The 17,392-nt window shown below is 68.1% G+C and carries 3 protein-coding genes; all 3 read right to left on the bottom strand.

What is annotated here, in order from left to right; translation table 11 throughout:
* Nucleotides 1–2: 2 nt before the first annotated feature.
* The 3 genes from MRBLMS1_RS28215 to MRBLMS1_RS28205 all read right to left on the bottom strand — a co-directional run bounded on the left by MRBLMS1_RS28215 (nucleotide 3) and on the right by MRBLMS1_RS28205 (nucleotide 17,288).
* On the bottom strand, nucleotides 3–1,784 hold the full coding sequence (locus MRBLMS1_RS28215) for a DUF2341 domain-containing protein (RefSeq protein WP_485883649.1): 1,782 nt from the start codon (nucleotides 1,782–1,784) through the stop codon (nucleotides 3–5).
* 56 nt (nucleotides 1,785–1,840) lie between these two features.
* Nucleotides 1,841–3,478, bottom strand: coding sequence for a ShlB/FhaC/HecB family hemolysin secretion/activation protein (locus MRBLMS1_RS28210; protein WP_485883647.1), 1,638 nt, complete (start codon nucleotides 3,476–3,478; stop codon nucleotides 1,841–1,843).
* A 139-nt stretch (nucleotides 3,479–3,617) separates the two neighbouring features.
* Nucleotides 3,618–17,288 carry a filamentous haemagglutinin family protein gene (locus MRBLMS1_RS28205; protein WP_485883645.1) on the bottom strand — a complete coding sequence of 4,557 codons (13,671 nt, stop codon included), beginning with the start codon at nucleotides 17,286–17,288 and terminating at the stop codon, nucleotides 3,618–3,620.
* Between the last annotated feature and the right edge of the window lie 104 nt (nucleotides 17,289–17,392).

Genomic DNA, 17,392 nt, shown 5'->3' with positions numbered 1-17,392 from the left:
CCTCACGCCTGTTGCAGCACAGGACGCATCTGGCGTCCGTCGCCCTGCTCTTCGGCCAGGCGCGTGGCGAACTCGTCGACGAAGACGGCCATGTCGGCAACGATGGCGTCCGAACGCGAGGACAGCCAGTTGTAGCCGAACAGGGCGGGAATCGCCACGCCCAGGCCGGCGGCCGTACACAGCAGCGCTGCCGCCATGCCCGGCGCCACCGAGTTGATGTCCACGGCGCCCGCCATGGCCGCCACGACGAACACCAGCATGATGCCGATCACGGTGCCGAACAGGCCGACATACGGCGCGCCTTCGATGGTGGTCGACAGCCAGATCATGCGTTTGGACATGCGTTCGCTTTCGCGCACCATCACGCCATCCATGGCGGCGCGGATGGCGCCGATGGTCGCGTTCGAGACGGCGTTCAAGTCGTAGCCGCGGTCATGGCGGCGGCGCATCTCGTCGATGGCCACGTCATACAAACGCCACAGCGAGGAATCCGTCTTCACGGAAGCACTGAGCTTGCCGTTGCGCGACAGGTGGTCGAGCGGTGCGCCGGCCGCTTCGTGGAACGACTGCATGAATTGCGCATTGGCGCGCGAGATGGCGCCATAGCTGCGGCCCTTGCCGATCATGATGATCCACGACAAGACCATCATCAGGCCCAGCACACCGACGACGATCCACGCGTCGAGCGGCATGGCGGCGATGATGAAGCCGAAATGGCTCTTGCCTGCTTGCTGTTCGTCGGCGCCAAACACGGCCAGGCGCGATTCGGAACCTTGCGAGACGGCGTCGGCCAGCAACAGGGCATCGGGACGGGCCGTACGCGACAGGCGCAGCTCGTCGATGGCGCCCGTGAAGTTGGCCAGGGTGGCGGTACCGGAAGCGACCGGCGGCGCATCGGCGCCGACCGAGGCTGCCGTGCTGAACGCTGGCAGCGCGGTGGCCAGCGACACGGCCGGGCGGCCGCCCACGTACAAGGCCACGTTGGCTTTGTCGGCCTTGACAGCCAGGTGCGACCATTGCGCGGCCTGGATAGGCTGGCCCGGCTTGCTGCGCTGGCCATTCACCTGCACGAAGGGCACGCCCTGGTCTATGCCGATCAGCAATTCATTGGCGCCGTCGCGGCGTGCATACAGCACTTGCTGCGCGCCCAGGCTGTCAGGACGCACCCAGGCGGAAAACGTGAACGGCGCACCGGCGGCCAGCGCCAGCGATGGCGAGGCGGGCAGCATCAACGGCGTGGTGCCCAGGCGGGCGCCGGCACCGATGACGGAACCGTCGAGCGACGGCACGGCCGTCTGCGCATGGTTGCCGTAGGCGGTGCTGTCGCGCGAGGGGACGCCAGGCTCGGTGAAGTGGTACACGAGGCTGTAGTCGGGGTCGAAAGTGCGCTGGCCATTGCCGGAAGCGGGCGCCTTCGGATTGCCGTAGTACATCCACAACTGCTGCGGCGTACCGGCCGTCAGGGCCGGCACGTCGACCCAGATCAGGGCGATGCCCAGCAGCGGGTTGAATTGCTCGATCTGGTGGTTCAGCACCGTTTTATCGTCGCCCGCCACGAAGCGCAGGTCGGCGCCGTTGTCGCTGACGCCTTCGAAGTTGAAGTTACCCGAATGCAAGCGCAGCAGCACGGGAATGCGGCCGGGATCGCCGCCCACGGCGCCCGCCTTCGGGCCGGCGTCGACGGTGACGGGTTTGCGGTAAGCCCAGTCGGGCTGCCACCAGGCATGCGCCAGGCCGGGAACGAGCGTGCCCAGGATCGTGAGCAGGAAAAGAAAACGTTGCATGACAGTGATTCTCCGAAGAAAAGTCCAAAAAAGTGCAGTGCTGGTGAGCTGGCCCGTCAGTAGCTGGCCGACAGGTTGAAATTGATGCGGCGCACGTGCTTGTGCGTGCGCGGGCCATCGCGCAGCGGGTAAGCGAAATCGATGCGGCCATTCAGGTAGCGCAGGAACTGGAAGCTGCTGCCCACGCCCACCGAGGCCAGGCCGAACAGGTCTTTCTGTTCCGGCAACGGGTCGCGCAGACGCAGGCGCGCCCCATCGGCAAAGGCAAACAGACGCCAGTTCTCCAGGCGGCTGAAGTACGTCAGCTGGGGCGTGCGCCACTCGACGGTGCCCGAGACGCCGTAGTCGCCCGTCGCTTCGGCCGACAGGTAGCCGCGCACGGAATTGGCGCCGCCGGCGGCCATCTGCTCGCCCGACACGAGCGCCGCATCGGCCAGCTGGCCCGCCAGCTTGCCGTACAGCTGCGCGCCGCTACCCAGGGTGGTAGTGACGTTGGCGTCGCCCTTCAGCACGAGGAAGCTGGGCGAAGCCTTGTAGCGCTTGTTGTCATAGGCGGCGCTGTTGCTGCCATAGCCGAACGCGGCGCGCGTGCCGGCCACCAGCGACAGGCCCAGGCCGTAGGTCGCCGTCTCCGTCTGCGCAAAGCCGTTGTAGGCCACGCTGAACGGCACATACTTCAGGGGAACACTGGAGCCGGCGCCATTCAGCTGCAGCGCTTCCTGGTTATCCTTGAAATCGATGCCGCCGCTAAAGCTGTGCCACCAGATGCCGCTGTTGGGCACCGTGTAATTGAGCTTCATGCCCAGCGCATGGCCCTTGCCCAACACGCTGGTGCCGCCCGTGCTGGCCACGTTGCTGTTCGACTGGTAGCCGGTCGCTTCCACGCTCCAGCCCTGCGTGCCGATCGGCGCCACGTACGAGGCCGACCACACCTTGGTCTGGTTCAGGTCGCCCGGCGTGCCGAAAAAGCTGATGGTGGCGCTATGCCCCATCTGCCACAGGTTGTCGTGGCCGAGCGAGATGCTGCTGCGCAGCTTCTTGGTATCGGCGCTGTAATCGTTGTTCAAGCCCACGCTGGCGCGCCACGGGCTGCTGTCCTCGACTTTCAAGTCCACGTCCATGGTGCCGGGCAGGCTGCCCTGCTTGACCAAGGGCATCACCTGGCGCTTGGCCCCCCGGTTCAGGGCCGTCAATTCCACTTGCGCCTGGGTAAAATCGGGCACCTTGCCTTCCGTCAGGGCCGGCACTTGCTGGCGCACGTCGAGCGGCGAGTTGTATTGCGCACCGACCACGCGCAAGCGCCCCACCTTCGTTTCGCTCACCTGCAGTACCACCACGCCCTGCTCCACCTGCTGCTCGGGCAAGTCCACGTAGACGGACTGATAGCCGCGGGCTTGATATGCCGCAACGAGGGCGTCGCGCGCCCCTTCCACGTCCTTCAGGGTGCGGCCCGGCCCCAGGAAGGGCGTGACCGCTTCTTCGATGGCACGCGCGTCGAGCACGGTATTGCCGCGCACCAGGTATTCCTCGATCGTCACCTGCCGTTCCGGCGCGGCCACGGGGGCGACGGCCGGCACAGCGTCCTGCGCGCGCGCCATGCCGGGCAGCGCCAGCATGGCCAGGCACAGCATCGTCAAGGCCCTTGCAGGCGCCGCTGGCGGCACGCCCCTGCCCTTGGTTGTCATTTCACGCATCTTCCATTCACCTTAAAATCAAACGGTTGCCCTGTGTTGCGGCGCTGGGCCGGCGTTTTTTCTGTTAATGCTGATCTACTGATGCCTAGACAGCCGCCGCGCGCGACGACTGCCGAATGTCATCAAATGTTCATAAAACTCACGGCTGCAGGCCGCGCCGCTCGTTCGGCGTGAGCGCCTGCAACTGCGGCGCCGTCAACGGTCCCGCGCCCAGCACCTGCACCACGCCGGCCGGCTGGTAGCTGGACGCCTGCGGCTCGCCACCCTGGTGCTTGCCGGCACCGGCTTCGTCCGCCTGCTCGTTGCCAAAGCCCAGCACCTTCACCGTGAACAGCGACGGCAGCGCCTGGCGCGTGGCGGCCCGTTCCCGTTGCAGCACGTCTTGCGCCGCCGTGACGGCTTGCGTGGCGGCCGCGCTGGCATTGCTGAGCGCGCCCACGTTCACGGTAGCGATCACGGGCAGGCCCGCCGACTTGCCCTGCACCTGGACGTTTTCCGCATTGATCACCTGCAAGGCCGCCAGGTTGACGTTGCCCGAGACGCGGATGCCGGCCTCGCCCGCGTCGATGCTGCCCAGCGGGGCGATCAGGTCGATGTCGCCGGGCGGCACCTCCGGGATCGGATTCAGGGTGGCGATGCCGGCGCCCGTGGCCGGCGTGCTCGGCGACAAGCTGACGAGGCCGATGCTGTCGTAGGTGCGGCGCTGCGGCGTGTAGACGACGGTGGACTTGGTGCCGCGGCCCGCATTGATGTCGCCCGTGGCCGACCAGGCCAGGATGTTGCCGCCGAAGGTGGTGAAGATGCGGCTCTGGCCCAGCAGGATGCTGTCCTTTGCATACATCTGGATCTCGCCCGCGCCCTGCGTCAGCACGCCCGAGCCTTCGCCCGGCGCATAGCCGCCATCGACGCCGATCAGCGCCCGTCCGCCCGGCACCGTGATGCCGATATCGCCGCCGACATCCGTGTGGATGCCCGCGTCGTTGACGATCACGTGCGGCACATTGACGGTCGGACGGCCCGCCTCGGCCCACTCCTGCGGGCTCAGGTAGCGCACGCCCGCGACCGGCCGCTTGGTGTACACGCCGTCGTAGTCGTTGACCGTGTACAGCGCGCTGCTGAACATCGTCAGGTCGCCCTGGTACTCGATCTTCTGGCCCGCCTTGTCCTGCGCCGGGAACAGGGTGGCGATCGCTTCGCGGCCGCGCAGGTAGCTGCCCCGGCGCATGCCGTCCGGATCGTTGTATTCGCGTCCGGCCGCCTTCAGTTCGGCAAAGTAGACATTGCTCAGGTAGACCTGCTGCTGTTCCTTCGGCAAGGCGGCAAAGAAGCTGCGCGCATCGGTGGCCGGGTCGTAGCGGATGCCCAGGCCGCTGTCGCCACCGAAGCGCGTCGTCAGCCAGTTCACCAGGTGCAGCTGGCTGACCTGCGCATACTCGCGCGCCAGGTCGCGCCGCACGGCGCCAGATGCCGCGCCAGCCTTTTCCAGTTCCGCCTGCTTCGTGCCGAGGAAGGCGGACGCGCCCGCCTCGTCGCCGCTGTAGGCGAACTGGCCGCGCAGCCAGTCGGCCAGGGTCAGCTTGCCGCCGTAGACGTACACGGCACTGCCGGCCTGGTCGGCCAGCGGGCGGCCTGGGTCGGCCAGCTTGGCCGGGTCCAGGTAGCGCGCCGCGAAAGCCGCATAGTCGGGACCATTGCGGCCCACGCCGGCGGCCACGCTGATGCCGGCGCCATTGCCGCGTTCGCCGGGGCCCGTGTTGACGATGGAGCCGAGGCTGCGCAATTCCGCCTTGTCGGCCATGTACAGGTCGCGCCCGGCGCTCACGTTCAGCTGGCCCGGTCCCGCCACATAGAAGGTGCTGTAGCGGATGTCGCGCCCGGCGCTGACGACGGAAACGTCGTCGGCATTGCGGTGCACGAACAGATTGCCGCGCGCGGACGAGACGCCGGAGACGACCGGCTTGTCCGGAAAATCGGGCCGGCCGACGAAGCCCTGGCTGGTCCATCCGGCCGCGCCTTCCGGCACGCCTTCGACGCTGCCGAGCGGCGTGCCCGAATTGACGATGTCGCGCCCGGCCCGCACGGCCACGGCGCCGCCGCCTTCGTACCACACGCCCAGCGCGCCCGTTTCGCCCTTCAGTGTTCCCCGGTACACGATGCCGCCCGTACGCAGGCCGACGATGTCGCCGCTGTTGGCATAGAAATGCGCGGGCTGCTGACCCACCGGCACGTAGTCCGACACCGTCGGCGCCGTCATGCTGAACAGCGGATACAGTTGCTGCGAAGAATCGCTGGCGCCATTCGGCGTCAAGCCGAACCATTTCAGCGCCCCGGGCGCCAGCCCGTTGGCGCTGACGTTATGCAAGGGCAGCAGGCCGAACCAGACCGGGTCCAGTGCGCCAACGAAGCCCGGGTTGAATGGACTTGGCAACAGGCGCGGATCGGCGCCCGATGCGGTGATCGGATAGCCGGCCGCATGGATGGAGTCGGCCGCCAGCATTTCCAGCTGGCCCGTGCCCGTCTTGACAAATTGCGGCGCCACCGGCGACGGCGCCAGGATCACGCCGTTTTGCGGCATGTCGACCTTGCCGCCCTCACCCAGCCTGCCCAGGCTGGCATTGCCGTAATACAGGCTGCCGCTGGCGGCCACGGCGCGCAACACGGACGGCATGACGAAACGTGCATCCGTTGGCGCGTGGTTATCGCCCATGTCCGATTGTATCCAGGCGGACGTCGGCGTCAGATTGCCGCCGGCGCTGAACAGGTCGATGGCGGTGGCCGGCGTCCACAGCGAGAACCAGCTCCAGCCTTCGCCCTGGCGCTCAACGCCCTGGTAGTTGAACGGCGAACCATTGCCCAGCTGCTTGACGCGGCCCGCATCGGCCGTACCACCCAGCACCAGGTCGCCGCGCGCATCGATGCGCACGCCGCTGTCGCCCGGCACGAGGATGGGCCCGCCGCTGGAAATGGCCGTGCCCGCCGTATACGTTTCATACGGCCGCGATTCCTTCGGATCGGCGCGGTCGAAGCGCAGTTCGACGCCGCCCACGGCGCCCGCCTCCATGCGCAGCGCACCGCGCAGATTGGTGAAGGTGCTGTTGAGCGTCGGATACTGGCGCTCGAAGCGCGTGTCGGCATTCGGGGCATCGCTGTTGGCATCGAAGCTGCGCACCTCGGCGACAGGGTTGAGCCCGCCGCCGATGCGGATGTCGAGGTCGCCACCGCCCGTCAACAGCAGCTTGCCGTCCGGCGTCACCCTGCCCGTGCTGCCCACGGCCACGTTCAGGCCCTGGCTGCGCGGCGCGAACACGCCGCCCGGATCGGCGCGCGAGGTCAGCATGCCGGCGTTGCCGCCCGCCTGCAGCAGCACATTGCCGCCGCCGAGGGTGCCGATGCCCGTAAAGCCCGACACGACCGGCAGACCTGCAAACAGGTCGCCGCCTTCGGGACGCGCGACATAGGTGCCGAAATTGATCCACCATGCCGTTGGCACGCCCGCCCCCGTGCTGCCGCTGCCCTGGCGCCACAACCAGGCGCCGATGTCGCTGGTGTCCTGCTGCGCGCTCAGGGTGCCGATGGCATCCTCGCGGCGCTGCAGGGCGGTGCCCACGGTGTCGCCTTTGACGTCGCCCTGGGCGCGCAGCAGCAGGTTACCGCCGTGCTCGGGATACCAGGCGCGGTACAGGCTTTCGCTGCCGCCATCGACGAAACGCGTCAACTTGTCGTCGCCCAGCGCGCCGAGCAGCTTGCCCTTGGCGTTCAGGCCGCGCGGCAGGTTGAACAGATCCTTGCCATCGACCAGCGGCGAGGCCGACTGCGTGCCCGCCGTGTAGACGCCATACAGCGAACGCATGTCGAAATCGCCGGCAGCGAGCAAATCGAGGTCGCCCATGCCCGTGCGCAGCACGCTGAACAGGAGCTGGCGCGCCGGCTCATCCTTGGTCACCATTTCGGGCGGCGTACCGTCGGCAATCTTGGTCACCAGATCCGCATAACTCTCCAGCATGTTCGCTTCGGTACCAAACCACATTGTGATATCGACCTCGCCTTCCGGGTACCCCAACATGGTGGCGTACTCGTTGAAAATATAGGTGCTTGGCAAGCCCGTGCCCGGCTTGACCGACGTCCGTTCCTCCATGCCGTAATGCGTATCGGCCAGCATCAGATGGGCGTCCTTCGCATGCGGCCGCAGCGCGCGCGTATCGGCGGCGGCCGTATCGGCGCCGCCCACCAGGCGCAGCGACCACGCTTGCGAACCCTGGGCCAGCATGGGCGCCAGCGCCAGGTTGCGGCCCTGGCGGCCCGCGCCATCCTCGGCGCGCAGCGCCACCATGGTCGCGTCGCCAGGCAGCTTGACCAGCGTGCCGGCCGGCAGCACGCTGCCCTTGTCCAGCGCCAGCGCCGACGCCAGCACCACGCCGTTGACGGGATTGACGCTATCGCCCGTGTCCCGCGGCTTGCCTTCCGGGAAAGGCAAAGCCACATTCGCCGGCCACAGCATGGCCGCCACGCTGGCCGCGCCAGGCAGGCGCAGGCCGGGATCGAGCTGCATGCCGCTCGATAAGGCCAGCGCCTTCGGCAAGACCGTACCGGCCGCGTACAGCACCTTGCCGTCGGCATCGCGCACGGCGCCGCCCAGCACGCTGCCGGCAGGCAAGTTCAATTCCGCCGTCAAGGTGGCGCGCGCCGCCAGCAAGGTGCCGCCGCGCAGCTGCATGGCCTTCATCGGCACGGCGAAATTGACGCTCGTGCCCGATTGGAAATACGTGTCTTCGGCCAGTGTCACGAGGCCTGCTTGCGGCACGACGACCTCGCCGCCCCATGGCAAGCGGCCCTTCACCAGTTGCCAGCCCTTGTCGTCCGACGTGACGGGCAAGGTGCGGGTATCGAAGCCATCCGTGATACTGCCAAAGACGCTGAGCTTGCCACCGGCGCGCACGACCAGCGCGCCCGCCTCGCCCGAGCCGTACACGCCGCTCAGGCGCGCCAGCGGATTGACGCCGTCGTAGCGGTGGCCCGACAGGTCGATGTCGCCATCGATGTGCAAGTCGCCGCCCGGCGTGGCGCTGACGATCTCGACGCCAGGGCGCAGGTGGAAAGCGTTGGCATCGCCGCGCAAGCCGCGCAATTTGTTGTTCATCAAGTTGCCGTTGGCCAGCGCGTGGGCCATGAAGAGCTGGCTGTCCCCGTGTTTCTCGTCCAGATAGGCCTGGTTGATACCCTGGTAGCTGCGGCCGTCCGCATCCTTGCCTGTACCGGCCGGCGCATCCTTGTATTGCCAGAAAGCGTTGACGTTGATGGTGCGCGCGCCAGCGATGTTCAGCGCGCCAGCCGCATCGATGTCGACATCGTTGCCCGTGGCGCCGCCCAGGCGGCGCGCGTTCAGGTCGATGCTGCCATAGTTGCCGCCCTTGTCTCCGCTGCGCAGGTCGAACCGCGCGCCGTTTTCCAGGCTCAGGCGTCCACCAGGCGCGGCCAGTTCGATGACGGCGCGGTTCGGCGCCTCGATCGCTTGCCCGTAGCTGTCCGTGCGCAGCACCGTGCCATGCGCGTCGAGCACGGCGCCCGATTGGATGGTGACGCCGTCGCGGCCGGCCAGGCGGATGCTGCCCACCTGCTCGCCGCTGGCGTCGATACGGCCACTCACGCTCAAGCTGCCGCCATCGACGGAGACGCTCACTTCGCGCGCCTTGACCTCGTCGCCGATGGTCAGATTGCCCTGCTTGAGCTGGAAGCTGCGGCTGCCGAACACCTTGCCCGTGGTCAGGCGCTGGTTCAGGCCGGCGAAGTCGCCGATCTGTTGGGCGCGTACCTCCACGCCGCCGGCCGCGTACGGCACGAGGGTGCCGCCCGCGTCATAATGGCCGCTGGCGCCGCCCAGCAAGCTGCCGCGCAAGTCGGCAGTACCCGCCGCGTCGCCCGTGGCGATCACGCTCAGCTTGCCGGCACGGTTGTTCACGGCCGACACGTCGATCACGGAAGCGGCCGCCTGGCGCACGTCGCCTGCGCGGCTGTCGAGGATCACGTCGCCGCCCCAGCTGTACTTGCTGGTGTCGTAGAAATCGATCTTGCGGCCCGCCAGGTCCAGCTTGGCCTTGTCGCCCAGCAGCACATCGCGCTCGGCCGACAGGGTCAGTTTTCCGCTTGGCAGAACCACCGACGTATCCACGCTGACACTATTGCCGCTCAGCGCCACTTCCGCGCCCAGGGCGCCGGCCAGCGCCGCGTTCGTCGGCGTGGCGGGGGTGGCGGGGGTAGCGCCGGCCGGCGCGCTCACCTTGAGGTCGCCGCCCGCCGTGATGCGGTTGACGGAACCGGCCGCGCCCGTCAGCAGCGGCGTGTTGATCAGCAGATCGCCGCCGCTGTAGCGGTAGCCATTGGTGGCCGTATCCCACGCGCTTTGCGACTGGTAGACGTTCAGGCTGCCCTTGTTGTTGGCGGTCAGCTGCTCGCTGGCATTGAGCGCCACCTGGCCGAAGCCCAGTATCAAACGGTCGAGGTTGTGGATGGTGTCGGGGCGGCTGTCCGGCGTGAAGCCGAACTCGATGCGCTTGGCGTCGATCTGCAAGCGGCCGGTGCCCGTGCCGGGGCCGTTGGCAACGACGGCGCCAGGCGCATTCGTCGCGCCCTGCCACACAAGGGTGTCCGTGTGGATGCGCGCCAGCGCGTCCGTGCCGCCATAGCCGTAGATGGCGGGCGTGTTGAGCACCAGGCGCGACAGCGACGACTTGCCCGTCGCCGCATCGATGGTCGACAGCTGCGACGAATCATAGAAATTGAAGGAATTGCGCGCCGTCAAGCCCAGGCTTTCCAGTGCAGGCGCGCCCGTGCTGGTATCGCCGCGCAGCAGGCGGTCGAGCACGTCCTGGTTCAGCGCCAGGCCGTCCGGCAGGGCACCGCGGGCGCGGGCGTCCGCCAGCGACGCTGCGCTGCCGATATTGATCGAACCCATCCCCAGCACCAGGTTGCGCGTGCCGTAGCGCACGTTGTCGCGCAGGGTAAACGCGCGCTCCGTGACGGCGGCGATGGTGCCTTCCGAATACAGCGAAGTGGTGCCCGCGCAGGCGCCGCCCGCCTTGGCGCATGTGCCGATATCGATGATGCCGGGGCCACTCGAATCGGACGGCGTGCGCACGGCCGGCAGCATGTCCAGCCAGCCGTTCGAGACGGCCAGCACGCTGCCCATCGGCTGGTACACAAAGCCGTCGCGCGAATCCCAGGCCGCCTTGCCGCGGCCCAGCGTATTGATGCCGGAACCTTGCTCGAGGAAGATGCCGTCGTCGGTTTTCGTGGTCACCAGGAACACTTCGGCCGCCTTCAGCACGGCACCGTCGCGCAGCACGATGCCGCCCGCCGATTCGTTGATGGCGGCGATATTGGCACGCTGATTGGTACCCGTGGCGAAATCGCTGTAGGTGACGCGCGGCAAGCCGCCGATGCCCAGGCGCTGGGCGCCGAAGGCGTTGATCTGCGAAGCGTGCACGGAGACGCCATCGAAGTCCGCCTGCGCTGCCGTGCCGTCGGCCAGCACTTGATAGCGGGTACCCGCATGGCCACCCGTGCCCAGCAGCAGCGAGCCACCGAAGCCGCCCTCGGCCGGCGTGTACAGGGCGCTGCCATCCATCATCAATGGCGTGTGGTTATTTTCAACGCTGTGCAGCGACGGGGCGATCAGTTGCACCCGCACGCCCTTGGCGTCGCGTTCCAGCGTGGCGCGCGGCACGCCGTCGCGCGTGGCTTGCGCCACGGCAAAGGCGGCATAGCCCGTTTCATTGTATTGCGAGTAGGTACGCAGCACGTCGGCCGGCGTCAGGATGGCCTGGCTCGGCACGGCGTCGCGGATGGTCGTGCCGGCGATGCCCGTCTGCGCCGCCGTCGCATACGAACCATTGCGCATGGCCACCGTGCCGCCCGCCTCGACGGCGCCGGCCAGGCCATTCAATTCCACGCGGAAGGCGCCCGGCAGCAAGGCGAAATTCGATGGCAGCAGGGTGTAGGTACCGGCCGCCAGGCCGGGCACGCCCGCGGCGATGGTGATCTGGCGTCCCACGGCCGGCTTGCCCGCGCCCTGCTCGGCCGTCAAAGGCGCCACGTCCGGCTGCACGCCGGGAATGATGGCGTACACGGGGTTGGTATTCAGGCCGGGCAAGGTAAAGCCGCCATTCGGCTTCATCTGCACCAGCGGATTGAGGCGCGCATCGGTGGAGCCGCCCCGTCCGGCCAGGAAGGCCGCGCCCGTCAAGGTGCCGCCGCCCGACAGGTCGAGCACGGCGCCGGCTTGCACGTCGACGGCGGCGCCGACCAAGGCGATCTCGGGGCCGTTGCCCACGCCCTTGAAGACGACGTCGTTGCCGTCATACAGGTAGCTGAGGCCATCGAGCGTGCCGCCGTACGGCATCGTCAAGCCTTTTGCGCTGACGGACGTCAGGCTGCCCGGCAGCAGATTGACATGGCCCGTATTGGCTTCAAAGCCTTCGGCCCCCAGTGTGATCTGGCCCAGCGGCGCGCGCAGCACGCCGTGCTGGTTGATCGTGGGCGCGACCAGGCTCAGGCTGCCGAACACGGAAAACGGCTGGTTCGGCGTGGCGCTGCCGGCGCTGCGCTCGACAGTGAGCGTGCGCAGCGGATCGAGCGTGACGCGGATATTGCCGTATTCATCGACCCGGCTGCTCTGCCCCACCGTGACCATGCCGCTATCGCCCGTGGCCGGATAGATTTGCGCGGCGACCAGGGTGGCGTTGCCGGGCTGGTACAGGGCGGCGTTGTTCGACATGCGCAAGTCGCCGCGGCTATTCAGGGTCAGCTGCTCGAAGGCATCGCGTTCGACGGCCAGCGGCGTGCCGCTGCTCTGCACGATCTCGCCGCGCGTACCCATGTTGACCTCGCCAGCGAGGTCGAGCATGCCCGCATCGATCTGCAGCAGCGAGCCGTCGGCCACCAGCGGCACGCCCAGCATGCCGCGCCCCTTGCCCGAGTTTTTCGAGCCTTTCACGGCATTGGGCACGATGTAATTGTCTTTCTGCGCGCGCGCGGCCGTTCCCAGGCGCACATACGGCGCCGCCAGGCGCACCTGGCTGGCAAGGCTAGCCAACTTGTCCTGGCCGTCCGCATCGGGCTGTGGCGTCTGCGGAGGCTGCTGCGCCAGGCCCAGCGAACTGGCGCTCAGGCGCAGGCTCTGGCCCAGCGCCAGGCTGACGTCGCCATCGACGCTGAGCATGCCGTTCACATGCATGGCCAGGTTATCGAAGCCGCCTGCCTGCACGCGGTCGACGCCCAGGCGCGCACTGCCGTAGCGCAAGGCTTCATCCTGCTGGCCGGCGCGCAAATCAACCGGCAATACGCTGTCGCCCTGCACTTGCGCCAGCACGAATTCGCGCGGTACGCGCACCGCATTGTCGACGCTATCGCCTTCCAGCGTCTGGCGGTTCACCTGGCCATAATTGGGCGTGTCGAGCGCCATCGCCAGGGTGCCGCCGGCCGCCCCGGCGCCACCGGCCACCGCGCGCAGCGTGCCATCGGCAAAGATGCCGTTGTACGAACTGAGCGAAATCAAACCGCCGCTGCCGGCCACGTTGACGGCGCCCTGGTTCGGCAAGTCCAGCGTGGCTTGCGCGCCGCTGGCGTCGAGCAGCGCGCCCGGGCGCACGACGACAAAGGCATCGGCCGCGTCGACGCTGGCCGCGTCGGCCTTGTAGCGGGCGCCGATTTCGATGCTGCCGCCCTTGTCGGCGCGGCCATAACGGCCGCCGCGCATGTCGGTGGCGACGGTGGCGCGGCCGGCGACGTCGAGCACCGCGTGTTCGCCGATCCAGATCGACGTGGCTTGTCCCTTGCCGTTCGGCACATCGGCATCGCTGCCCGTGCCCAACGTGCCGGGCAGGATGGCGATCTTGCCGCCCCAGGCATCGAGGCGGCCGTCGATGCTGACCTGGCCATTGCTCGTCATGCTGATCTGGCGGCCCGGATCGACCGTGACGACGGCGCCTTGCGCCACCGCCAGGGCACCCTTCACGTACGGGCTGCCGGCCGTCAGCGTCAGGTCGGCGCCGGCGCGCTGCGTCAAGCGCCCCTTGCGCGCATCTTCCTGGTACAGCTCTGGCGTCCACACTTCCAGCGCGGCAGCCGGATCCGTGCCGCTCGCCACCGTGTGGCCGGTAGCGGGATTGAAGCGCAGCACGGGCATTTTCACATCGATCCGCGCATCCTTGACCACCACGACGCCGTCGCGGCCGGTGACGGCGTAGTCGGCAAAGCCGCTCTGGAACAGGCTGGCGTCCAGCGCCAGCATGGGCTGCACGGCAACGTCACGGCCCAGCATGGTGCCGGTCGGCAGCAGCGCGCCGCGCGGCGCGCGCACGTCGTCGGCGGCGATGCTGCCGGCCGCATACTGCGTCGTCATCGGCAAGATGGGCAGGCCGTTCGGGAAAGCCGCCGCCGAGACCTCGAAGCCCGTAGCAAGGCCGTTGATGGCCGTCACCACGCTGCCGGCGGGCGCGATGGAGCCGCCCCAGACATATGCCGTGCCGTCGATGACGACGTTCGCGCCCGGTGGCACCAGCAAATCACTCCCCAGCACCAGCGGTTTCTGCGCCGACACGTCGACCGTCACGGGCTGGTCCAGGATCTGGCCCGGCTTGATCAGGCTGCTGGTAAGCGCAAAATCGAAGGGAATCTTCTCGCCCTTGGCAATCAAAAATTCATCGGCCAGGCGCAAGCCGACGGGGGCGCTGCTTCCTCCTGGCAGCACGTCGCCGTCCTGCAGCTTGCCGCCGATGCTGACGGCCGTGCCGCTGTCGATCGTCAGGCGTCCGCCGCCCTTCACGCCATGGCCGCGCAACTCGCCGTCAAGCTTGAGCAAGGCGCCCGTCGGCGTTTTTTCGCGCGGCAAGTCGACGGCCAGGGCGATGTCGCCGCCGCGCCCGCCCTGCAGGCTGCCATTGCTCATCAAGGCAGCGCCCGACGAAACGTCAATGACGCTGCCGCCGGCCAGTTCGATGCCGCCCGAACTCTTCAATGTGACCTTGCCGCCATTCACGTACGGCAGGCCGGCGACCGCGCCCGGGTCCAGTTCCAAATTGCTCCACAGCCCCCGCGCATCGAGACGCACGCCCGGCGCCACGCGCACGCCGGCCGGGCCCGTGGCTCGTCCTTCCGGCGACACGGGCCCTTCCACCCACACGGCGCCCGCGTTCGCCAGGTAACGCGAGATGATGTCACCGGCGGCGATGCTGCCGCTGCGCGCGCTCACGTTCGCCTTGATGGCCACGTCGGTGGCGTGCAGGGCAATGTCGCCGCCATCGGCCACGCGCACGTCCGCGTTGACGTCGAGCTTGTCGTAGGCGTAGATATTCAGGACGCCCAGTTCCAGGCCATTGAGCCAGTCCGCATCGAGCTGCAAGGTCTTGCCGCGCGCGGCCGGCAAGGCCTCGTTCAGCAGCTGGCCATCGGCGACGGATGCCACCTTGCCGATCTCGACGTTTTCCAGCACGGCTTGCGGGCTGTCGCGCAACTGGCCCGCCTTCGTATCGAAGACGGGCGTCATTTTGCCGACGATCAATTGACCGGCGCGCGCGGCCGACGTCTGCGCCTGCTTGTAGCTATCGACGCCGTCGTCGCGCTTGCGCTGCTGGCGTTCGCCCTGGAATACGGACGTGTCGATATCGCCTTCGAGCACGGCGGCGCCCGTGGAGACGATCAGGCGGCCCGCATCGCGGCCCACCGTGTAGCCGTTTTCCAGGCGCTCGCGGGGACCGATCAAGGCATTCGCGTGGGTTTCCGTCGTGTTCGCGCCCCAGCGCGCATGCGTGCTTTCATAACCGCGGTACAAGCCCGTGTACAGATTGTCGCCAGGGGCAGTGCTCAGCTTGTACATCGCGCCATCGGCGCCTTTCAGCCACGTCTGCTTGACCATGCCCGTCTGCACGTCCAGCGAACCGCCGGCGATATTGATGCGCGAACCGGCCTGCGTCACCACTTCGCCGCCGCCAAAGCCGACGGTGCCGCCCTGGGCCGCCCATTCGCCGATGCCGTGGCCGCTGGTATTGAGGTAACCGCTCACTTCCAGCAAGCCGCCCGCCGTGTACCAGCGGTCCGTGGCGTAGCCGTTGGTGCCGGCCGGCACCAGTACCAAGTCGCGGCGGTCGACCCACACGTCGCTGTTGTTCAGGTATTTGGCGTCGCGGCTGCCCGGCGCGTCGCGCTGCTCGTTGCCCTGCACATTGATCAGCACATTGTTGCTGCTCATGTCGACCTTCACGCCGACGGCGCCGGAGACGTCGATGGCGGCGCCGCGCGCCACGTGGCTGCGGCGGGCCGCATCGGCCAGCACCTGGCCGCCCGTGGCCAGAGTCAGCGAATCGCCTTCGAACTCGATGTTGCCGGCGGAAACGATGCGCACCAACGACTGGTCGCGCCGGTCCTGCGGCGTGTCCGTGCCCTTGCCCGTGTCTTTCAGCAAGGTGTCGCGCTGCACGTCGAGCGCCGTGGCGCCATTGTCGTCGATGACGATGGCGCTGACGCTGCCGCGCGCCAGGGTCACGCCGGCGTTCTCGCCCGCCGCCGCCAGGTGGATCGTGCCGCGGCCATTGACGGTCGTGCTCGACAACAGCACGCCATCCTGGCGCACGCTATTGCCGCTGAGCGTGATGTCGCCCGTGGCCGCCTGGATCAAGCCGTTGTTGACGACGCTGCCGGCGCCGCTGTCGGCCACGCGCAGCATCTCGACTTCATTGCCGCGCGTGCTCGAATACTGGTTCTTGTCCGTGCCCATGCCCTGGCGCACGACGATGGCGTCGCCGGCCGCCAGGGTGGTCTGGCCATTCGGCGTGGTGATGGCGCCCGCATTCTCGACGGCGCGGCCGGCCAGCAGCACGTAGCCGCCGCCTTCCGTCACCGTCTGCGGCTTGCGCGTGTCGATGCGCGCGCCGGCGGCGACGACGACGTCCGCTTCGGCCGCCACATGCGTAAAGGTATTCTGGTCCAGCAACAAATCATTCGCGAAGGTCGGCACGGCGCCCGTGCCCTGCACCTTGCCGTACAGGCCGCTCTTGAACTGGCTGTCGCTCATGCCCATGGCGGCGGCCGCCAGGTTGCGCGTATCGATCTGGCTGCTGCCCGTAAACACGATGCCGTTGCGGTTGACGATCATCACCGTGCCGTCGGCCTTGATCTGGCCCTGGATCTGGCTGGGGCGCGCCAGCGGATCGTTGACGCGGTTCAACACGGACCAGTGCGATTTCTGGTCGAACTGCAAGGTGGTGTTCTTGCCGACGTTAAAACTTTCCCAGTTCAGGATTGCCTTGTCGTCCGTCTGCACGACCTTCACGACGGTCTTGCCATCGGCCTGGCTCTGCACGGGGCCCTGGGCGTTGAGCCAGCCCGCCGTCAGGCTGTTGCTGTCGACCTGCAAACCGCCCTTGACGAGGCCGTCGGGCGCGCCGCCGGCCGCCAGCGCCGCCTGGCGCGCGGCCGCCTGCACCGCCTGTTCGGCGGCGATGCCGCGCGCGGCCAGCAAAAGATTGTTCAGCGATTGCTGCAGCTTGCCTTCGGCCTTTTGCTGCTGCAACAAAGGGTTATTCAGCGCTGTGGCCGGCTGGCCATTCGGCAAGCGTCCCGTGGCGGCGGCCGTGCCCTGCTGCGCGCCCTTGCCCGCGAACCAGGCGCCGCTGAACGGCTGCTGCGCCTGCGCGCCGCCCGCCTGCAGCAGCATGGCGATGGCCAGCGCCAGCGGTTTCAAACGCACCGGGCGCCCGTTGTGGCTGCCCGCCATGGCGGAGGAGGATGCGTGTTTCGTGACCGACTTGCTTCGCTGCATGGCGACATTCCCTTTTCATGTTCCGTTGCTGACCGATATCGCGAGGCGGCGCGCGGCACGCACGGGGGCGGGCGGCAGGCACTGATTCGCGGCTTCCAGCAGCA

The sequence above is a fragment of the Massilia sp. LMS1-1-1.1 genome, from assembly GCF_040815535.1.
Taxonomy (GTDB): domain Bacteria; phylum Pseudomonadota; class Gammaproteobacteria; order Burkholderiales; family Burkholderiaceae_D; genus Janthinobacterium; species Janthinobacterium aestuarii.
Note: the sequence above shows the minus strand (reverse complement) of the source record. Positions and strands in the feature narration are given on the sequence as shown.

What these genes read in the sequence shown, in the direction of transcription:
- MRBLMS1_RS28215 (WP_485883649.1), bottom strand. Translation starts at nt 1,784, where the DNA reads ATGCAACGTTTTCTTTTCCTGCTCACGATCCTGGGCACGCTCGTTCCC.
- MRBLMS1_RS28210 (WP_485883647.1), bottom strand. Translation starts at nt 3,478, where the DNA reads ATGCGTGAAATGACAACCAAGGGCAGGGGCGTGCCGCCAGCGGCGCCT.
- MRBLMS1_RS28205 (WP_485883645.1), bottom strand. Translation starts at nt 17,288, where the DNA reads ATGCAGCGAAGCAAGTCGGTCACGAAACACGCATCCTCCTCCGCCATG.